The 7,382-nt window shown below is 70.5% G+C and carries 9 protein-coding genes; 8 read left to right on the top strand and 1 reads right to left on the bottom strand.

Annotated elements, in window-relative coordinates; genetic code table 11:
- From GKQ77_RS23310 to nudC, 3 genes are all read left to right on the top strand, one after another.
- The coding region (locus tag GKQ77_RS23310) for a PD-(D/E)XK nuclease family protein (protein WP_219690877.1) at positions 1–536 on the top strand (536 nt) is incomplete at its 5' end.
- Positions 537–546: 10 nt separating this feature from the next.
- Complete coding sequence (locus GKQ77_RS23305; protein WP_219690876.1) at positions 547–1,950, top strand: dipeptidase; 1,404 nt, start codon at positions 547–549, stop codon at positions 1,948–1,950.
- Between the two features lie 78 nt (positions 1,951–2,028).
- Complete coding sequence (gene nudC, locus GKQ77_RS23300; RefSeq protein WP_206302833.1) at positions 2,029–2,976, top strand: NAD(+) diphosphatase; 948 nt, start codon at positions 2,029–2,031, stop codon at positions 2,974–2,976.
- A 111-nt stretch (positions 2,977–3,087) separates the two neighbouring features.
- Here nudC and GKQ77_RS23295 read toward each other — a convergent pair whose 3' ends face one another.
- A complete protein-coding gene (locus GKQ77_RS23295) occupies positions 3,088–3,330 on the bottom strand; it encodes a mycoredoxin (protein ID WP_125514988.1) in 243 nt (80 codons plus the stop codon).
- Here GKQ77_RS23295 and GKQ77_RS23290 point away from each other — a divergent pair.
- From GKQ77_RS23290 to GKQ77_RS23270, 5 genes are all read left to right on the top strand, one after another.
- Entirely contained in the window at positions 3,329–5,689 is a 2,361-nt protein-coding gene (locus GKQ77_RS23290) for an ATP-dependent DNA helicase UvrD2 (protein WP_372459962.1), read from the top strand. The two genes, GKQ77_RS23295 and GKQ77_RS23290, sit on opposite strands and share 2 nt — an antisense overlap.
- A gap of 163 nt (positions 5,690–5,852) precedes the next feature.
- Positions 5,853–6,194 carry a hypothetical protein gene (locus GKQ77_RS23285; RefSeq protein WP_219690873.1) on the top strand — a complete coding sequence of 114 codons (342 nt, stop codon included), beginning with the start codon at positions 5,853–5,855 and terminating at the stop codon, positions 6,192–6,194.
- A gap of 169 nt (positions 6,195–6,363) precedes the next feature.
- Positions 6,364–6,732, top strand: coding sequence for a WhiB family transcriptional regulator (locus GKQ77_RS23280; RefSeq protein ID WP_030780998.1), 369 nt, complete (start codon positions 6,364–6,366; stop codon positions 6,730–6,732).
- The gene (locus GKQ77_RS23275) at positions 6,729–7,052 is read left to right on the top strand and encodes a putative WhiB-interacting protein (protein WP_219690872.1); all 324 of its coding nucleotides are present in this window, start codon (positions 6,729–6,731) and stop codon (positions 7,050–7,052) included. The genes GKQ77_RS23280 and GKQ77_RS23275 overlap by 4 nt, the downstream gene beginning before the upstream one ends.
- 105 nt (positions 7,053–7,157) lie before the next feature.
- Positions 7,158–7,349 carry a hypothetical protein gene (locus GKQ77_RS23270; protein WP_219690871.1) on the top strand — a complete coding sequence of 64 codons (192 nt, stop codon included), beginning with the start codon at positions 7,158–7,160 and terminating at the stop codon, positions 7,347–7,349.
- Positions 7,350–7,382 lie beyond the last annotated feature (33 nt).

The following is a 7,382-nucleotide window of genomic DNA, read 5'->3' as shown; positions in this document are numbered from 1 at the left end:
GCCCACCACAGCCCGCCGCCCGCCGAGGCACCCGCTTCCACGCCTGGGTCGAGTCCCGCTTCGAAGAGCTTCCCCTGCCGATGCTCGCCCCCGAAGACCTCCCCGGCGCGGGCCCCGGCGAGGCCGAGATCGCCGACGAGCGCGACCTCGAAGCCCTCAAGGAAGCCTTCGAACGCACCGAGTACGCCCGCCGCACACCCCACCGCGTCGAAGTGCCCTTCCAGTTCGTCATCGCCAACCGCGTGATCCGCGGCCGCATCGACGCCGTCTACAAGGAAGGCGAAGGCGACGACACCACGTACGAGATCGTCGACTGGAAGACCAGCCGCACCCACAGCGCCGACCCCCTCCAGCTCGCCGTCTACCGCCTCGCCTGGGCCGAGCAGCAAGGCGTCCCTCCGGAGTCCGTGAAGGCCGCCTTCCTGTACGTGCGCAGCGGCGAGACCGCCCGCCCCAGGAACCTCCCGGGCCGCGCCGACCTCGAACGCCTCCTGCTCGAAGAACCGCCGCACGAGCCCACCCCGGATGGCGGATAGGCTCGTGACCATGAGCGAGACACCGGACAGCGCCGTCCGCACGTACATCGAGAACCACCGCGCCGCCTTCCTCAAGGACCTCGCGGAGTGGCTGCGCATCCCGTCCGTGTCGGCCCAGCCCGACCACGACGAGGACGTGCGACGCAGCGCCGAATGGCTCGCCGGCCGACTCAAGGAGACCGGCTTCCCGACCGCCGAGGTCTGGCAGACCCCGGGAGCGCCCGCCGTCTTCGCCGAGTGGCCCTCGGACGACCCGCACGCCCCCACCGTCCTCGTCTACGGCCACCACGACGTCCAGCCCGCGGCCCGCGAGGACGGCTGGCACACCGACCCCTTCGAGCCCGTCATCGACGGAAACCGCCTCTACGCGCGCGGGGCCGCCGACGACAAGGGCCAGGTCTTCTTCCACACCCTCGGCGTCCGAGCCCACCTCGCCGCCACCGGCCGCACCGCCCCCGCCGTGAACCTGAAGCTGCTCGTCGAGGGCGAGGAGGAGTCCGGCTCCCCGCACTTCCGTGAGCTGATCGAGGCCCACAAGGACCGCATCGCCGCCGACGCGGTGATCGTCTCCGACACCGGCATGTGGTCGCAGGACACCCCGACCGTCTGCACCGGAATGCGGGGCCTCGCCGAGTGCGAGATCGTGCTGCACGGCCCCGACCAGGACATCCACTCCGGCTCCTTCGGCGGCGCGGTGCCGAACCCCGCCACGGAGGTCGCCCGCCTGGTCGCCGCCCTCCACGACGAGCACGCGCGCGTGGCGATCCCCGGCTTCTACGACGGCATCACGGAACTCACCGACACCGAGCGCGCACTCCTCGCCGAGCTGCCCTTCGACGAGGAGAGCTGGCTGCGGACCGCCAAGTCACACGCCACCCAGGGAGAAGCCGGGTACTCCACCCTGGAGCGCGTATGGGCCCGCCCCACCGCCGAGGTCAACGGCATCGGCGGCGGTTACCAGGGAGCGGGCAGCAAGACGATCATCCCGTCGTCCGCCCTGGTGAAGCTCTCCTTCCGGCTGGTCGCGGGTCAGGACCTGGACCACGTCGAGCAGGCCGTGCGCGCCTGGGCCGCCGACACCATCCCCGCCGGCATCCGCCACACCATCACCTTCAGCCCCGGCACCCGCCCGTGCCTGACGCCGCTGGACCACCCCGCCCTGCAGTCCGTGGCGCGCGCCATGGGCCGCGCCTTCGAGCAGCCGATCCGCTTCACGCGCGAGGGCGGCTCGGGACCGGCCGCCGACCTCCAGGACGTCCTCGCCGCCCCCGTGCTCTTCCTCGGCATCTCCATCCCCTCCGACGGCTGGCACGCGCCGAACGAGAAGGTCGAGATCGGCCTCCTCCTCAAGGGCGTGGAGACGACCGCATACCTGTGGGGCGACCTCGCGGAGAACTGGCGCGATGACCACTGACCGTCCCCGCCCCGCCGCGCACCTCCTGCCGCACGCCCTGCTGAGCCACCCATTCCATCGGGGGAGTTGGAAGCACCTGTGACCACCTGGACCGACAGCACCGCAGACCGGCCCATCTCGCTGACCGCGCCGAGCGGTATCGACCGCGCGGCCCACCACCGCATGGACGAGGCGTGGCTCGCCGCCGCCTGGAGCCACCCCACGACCCGGGTCTTCGTGGTGTCCGGCGGCCAAGTGCTCATCGACGAGACCCCCGAGGGCCGCACCGAACTGGTCATGACCCCCGCCTTCGACGCGCCCCTCACCGAGGAACACCGCTACTTCCTCGGCACGGACGACGACGGCGTCAGCTACTTCGCGCTCCAGAAGGACACCCTGCCGGGCCGCATGGACCAGTCGGCGCGCCCTGCCGGGCTGCGCGAGGCGGGACTGCTGCTCTCACCCCGGGACACCGGTCTGATGGTGCACGCCGTCGCCCTGGAGAACTGGCAGCGCCTGCACCGCTTCTGCTCGCGCTGCGGCGAGCGCACGGTCATCGCCGCCGCGGGCCACATCCGCCGCTGCCAGGCATGCGGCGCCGAGCACTACCCGCGCACCGACCCGGCCGTGATCATGGCGGTCAGGGACAGCGAGGACCGCATCCTCCTAGGCCGCCAGGTGCACTGGCCCGAGGGACGCTTCTCGACCCTCGCGGGCTTCGTCGAGCCGGGGGAGTCCATCGAGCAGTCGGTGCGGCGCGAGGTCTTCGAGGAGGCGGGCGTCACGGTCGGCGACGTCGAGTACGTCGCGAGCCAGCCCTGGCCGTTCCCCTCCAGCCTGATGCTGGGCTTCATGGCCGACGCGACCTCCTCGGAGATCAACGTCGACGGTGAGGAGATCCACGAGGCCCGCTGGTTCTCCCGGGAAGACCTGCGGGCCGCGTTCGAGTCCGGGGAGGTCCTGCCTCCCTACGGCATCTCGATCGCGGCCCGCTTGATCGAACTCTGGTACGGCAAGCCCCTGCCGAAGCCGGGAAGCCTCGGCTGATCCCCGGGTGCCGGGAATCAGCCGCGCTCACGCGGGAGCGAGCCCGCTCCCGCAGGACCACCCGCGCTCACGCAGGAGCACGCCCGCTCGCCGAGGCTCAGGCTCGCTCGCTCACACGCCCAGCTTCTGCTTGACCTGCGCCAGCGAAGGATTCGTGAGCGTGGAACCGTCCGGGAAGAGAACGGTGGGAACCGTCTGGTTTCCGCCGTTCGCCTTCTCGACGAAAGCCGCCGAGTCCGGGTCCTGCTCGATGTTGATCTCCTCGTACGCGATGCCCTCACGGTCCATCTGACCCTTGAGGCGGCGGCAGTAGCCGCACCACGTGGTGCTGTACATCGTCACAGTGCCCGGCATGTGTGTCGTGCTCCTTCGTAGCTCGGGTGCGTCTCGCAATGAAACGAACGTACGTGACCCGGCGACCATTCCCGCATTAGTACGACCGCAGCCCCACCCCTGTGGACAACCGGCTCACCCGCACCCGGCGACCTGGCAGCATGGCAGGGTGACATCAGCAACGCACTCCACCCTCTTCCCGCAGGTCCCGGACTCTGCCGACGCGGTGCTCGCCGGGCTCGACCCCGAGCAGCGCGAGGTGGCCACCGCCCTGCACGGGCCGGTGTGCGTCCTCGCGGGCGCCGGCACCGGCAAAACCCGAGCGATCACCCACCGGATCGCCTACGGGGTGCGCGCGGGAATCCTCCAGCCCGCCAGCGTGCTGGCCGTCACCTTCACCAACCGCGCCGCGGGCGAGATGCGCGGCCGCCTCCGCCAGCTCGGCGCCTCCGGCGTCCAGGCCCGCACCTTCCACTCCGCCGCCCTGCGCCAGCTCCAGTTCTTCTGGCCGAAAGCAGTCGGCGGATCCCTCCCCAGAATCGTCGACCGCAAGATCAAACTCGTCGCGGACGCGGCCGCCGCCTGCCGCATCCGCCTCGACCGCAACGAACTGCGCGACCTCACCAGCGAAATCGAATGGTCCAAGGTCACCCAGACCGTCCCCGCGGACTACGCCGCAGCCGCAGCCAAATCCGGCCGCGACGTCCCCCGCGACCCCGCCGAGATCGCCCAGCTCTACGCGGCATACGAAGACCTCAAGCGCGACCGCGCCGTCATCGACTTCGAAGACGTCCTGCTCCTCGCCGTCGGCATCCTCCAGGACCGACACGACATCGCCGAACAGGTCCGCGCCCAGTACCAACACTTCGTAGTCGACGAATACCAGGACGTGAGCCCCCTCCAGCAACGCCTCCTGGAACTCTGGCTCGGCGAACGCGACAGCCTCTGCGTCGTCGGCGACGCCAGCCAGACCATCTACTCCTTCACCGGCGCGACCCCCGACCACCTGCTGAACTTCCGCACCCGCCACCCCGGCGCCACCGTCGTCAAACTCGTCCGCGACTACCGCTCCACCCCCCAGGTCGTCCACCTCGCCAACGGCCTGCTCTCCCAGGCCCGCGGCCGCGCCGCCGACCACCGACTGGAACTGATCTCCCAGCGCGAGCCCGGCACCGACCCCCTCTACACCGAGTACGCGGACGAGCCCGCCGAAGCCGAAGGCGCCGCCCGCCGCATCCGGACCCTCCTCGCCGACGGCACCCCCGCCAGCGAAATCGCGGTCCTCTTCCGCACCAACTCCCAGTCCGAGATCTACGAACAGGCCCTCGCCGACGCCGGCATCCCCTACCAGCTGCGCGGCGCCGAGCGGTTCTTCGAGCGCACCGAAGTCCGCGAAGCGGGCGCCGCCCTGCGCGGCGCGGCCCGCTTCGGAGGCAACGACGCCCTCCTCGACGACGTCGTCGACCTCCCCTCCCAAGTCCGCGCCGTACTCTCCACCAAAGGCTGGACGACCCAGCCCCCCGCAGGCTCCGGCGCGGCCCGCGACCGCTGGGAATCCCTGGCCGCACTGGTGCGCCTCGCCGAAGACTTCGCCCGCGCCACACCACAGGCCACCCTGGCCGACCTCGTGGCCGAACTCGACGAGCGCGCCAACGCCCAGCACGCCCCCACCGTCGAAGGCGTCACCCTGGCCTCCCTCCACGCGGCCAAGGGACTGGAATGGGACGCGGTGTTTGTCGTCGGCCTCGCCGAAGGCATGATGCCGATCACCTACGCCAAGACCGACGAACAGATCGAGGAAGAGCGCCGCCTCCTCTATGTAGGGGTCACCCGCGCCCGCGTCCACCTCTCCCTCTCCTGGGCCCTGTCCCGCTCACCGGGCGGACGGCCCAACCGCCGACCCAGCCGCTTCCTCGACGGGCTGCGCCCCGGCTCCGGAGCAGGCACGGCGGGCCGTGCCCCGGGCGGCGGCCCCGGTGGCATCGAACGCGGCAGCGCCACGGGAGGCGCGGTCACCACGGTCGGCAGCCGCCGGCGCACGAGCCGCGCCCCGGCCCGCTGCCGGGTCTGCGGCCGGACCCTCACCGACGCGGGCGAGATGAAACTCATGCGGTGCGAGGACTGCCCGTCCGACATGGACGAAGGCCTCTACGAACGGCTGCGGGAGTGGCGCTCCACCCAGGCGAAAGAGCTGGGACAGCCCGCCTACTGCGTCTTCACGGACAAGACCTTGATCGCCATCGCGGAGGCCGTGCCCGACGACGAGGGCGAACTGGCACGGATCCCAGGCGTCGGCGTCCGCAAGTTCCACCGATTCGGCGCCGACGTCCTCGCCATCTGCGCAGGTCAGGAGGGTGTAAGGGGCGCCGACGGAGAATGATTCAAACTCGTCGAAAAAATAGTTTGCGCATGCGCAAGGAAGACCCATAGGTTCTAAGCACGGGAACGGCGGCTTCTCCGAAGCCCTGGTCCCGTGCTGTACTTGTCAGTCCGCAGGATCGGTTCCGGTCGATCCCCTAGACGCCGAGAGGAGGCGAATTCCAGTGATCAGCATCAACGAGAGCTTCAACAGCACCGCCAAAATGACCGATCGCTCGGTCGTCGCTTCCTGCCTGCTCGGCTTCTCGAACCAGGGCACCGGTCTGTCCGGCGGCACCCCCGCCATGCGTCCGCTGCCCTCCGCCCTGCCTCTCGCCGGTCTCGCCATTCGTGAGGCCAATGAGGGCAATGAGCGACCGACCAAGGCACCGGAAGCAGCAGTAGCGAAGGCGCAGGCGCAGGCCTATGCCTTTGCGGCGGCCGGTGCCGGATTCCGGAAGCAGACGACGCAGCACCACACGATGTGGGCCTTCCGTGGGCTCGAACCCTGGAGTGATCCAGTCTGATCCTCGATCAGACCGGCGCCTTCAGGGCCGCGGAACCCCACCCGGGATCCGCGGCCCTTCTGTTTTCCCCAAAACAGGGAGACAGAGCGAAGGGGCCAAGAGCAAGACCCGGTACCAGCCGCCAACCGGCCGACCCAGGCCGGCACGACCAGACGAGGAAAACACCACCGTGCAACTCGAAACGCACGCCCCGTCCGTACCGCCTTCACAGGTGATCTCCCCGCCCACTCCCACGGAGGACCCGACCTTGACCCCCCTGACCGCGCTCACCGCGCTCGACGACGCCATCGAGAACCTCGGCGTACCCGTCCCCTGCCGTGCCTACGACCCCGAGGTCTTCTTCGCCGAGTCCCCGGCCGACGTCGAGTACGCCAAGTCCCTCTGCCGCACCTGCCCGCTGATGGAGGCCTGCCTCGCCGGCGCCAAGGAGCGGCGTGAGCCGTGGGGCGTCTGGGGCGGCGAACTGTTCGTCCAGGGCGTTGTGGTCGCCCGCAAGCGGCCCCGTGGCCGCCCGCGCAAGAACCCGGTCGTCGCATGAGCACCGCCGGAACAATCGATCGCCCCCTGACGCACGACCCCAAGAAACAGGCCCCGATGAAGGCAGCCACCCGCGAGCCCGCAGGCTCCGCGACCCGAGACTTCACCACCACCGGCGCGCACGCCTCGCGCCAGAACAGGACCCGAGAGATGCAACTCATCCCAGAAGCCATGGCTCGTGCGCATATGCACGAACGCCTGCGCGAAGCCGAGGCGGAACGCCCGGCCGCGCGCCTGATGGCGGCCCGCCGCATGCAGCGCCGCGCGGAGCGCGCCTCGCTGCGCGCCCGGCGCGCGCTCGCCATAGCGGTCATGCAGTAAGAGTCAGTGACCCTGACAGCCAGCGGGGGTCCGGTCCGAACGGACCGGCCCCCCGCTGGTGCGTTGTGCTCGGCGAACCTTCCGGCGCGGCGATAGGGTCGCCAGGTGGACCAGCAGAATCCTCAGCCCACGGACGCGGAGAACCGCGTGTGCTCCCGCTGCGGCACGGTCGCCGAAGGCACCCCACCGACCTGGACCTGCTCAGTGGAGAACGGCACCCGCCACTACTACTGCGAGTCCTGCGCGCGGGAGAACATCAGAGCCATCGAGGGCCGGCTCGATTCCGACTGGTGGTAACTCCTCCGGGGGTCCTCCTGGGGGGCCTCCCCC

The sequence above is a fragment of the Streptomyces anatolicus genome, assembly GCF_019400875.1.
In the GTDB taxonomy this organism is placed as follows: domain Bacteria; phylum Actinomycetota; class Actinomycetes; order Streptomycetales; family Streptomycetaceae; genus Streptomyces; species Streptomyces anatolicus.
Note: the sequence above shows the minus strand (reverse complement) of the source record. Positions and strands in the feature narration are given on the sequence as shown.

Coding starts and splice junctions, on each gene's coding strand:
- GKQ77_RS23275 (WP_219690872.1), top strand. CDS start 6,729: ATGAGCACCGCCGGAACAATCGATCGCCCCCTGACGCACGACCCCAAG.
- GKQ77_RS23295 (WP_125514988.1), bottom strand. CDS start 3,330: ATGCCGGGCACTGTGACGATGTACAGCACCACGTGGTGCGGCTACTGC.
- GKQ77_RS23305 (WP_219690876.1), top strand. CDS start 547: ATGAGCGAGACACCGGACAGCGCCGTCCGCACGTACATCGAGAACCAC.
- GKQ77_RS23290 (WP_372459962.1), top strand. CDS start 3,329: ATGTGTGTCGTGCTCCTTCGTAGCTCGGGTGCGTCTCGCAATGAAACG.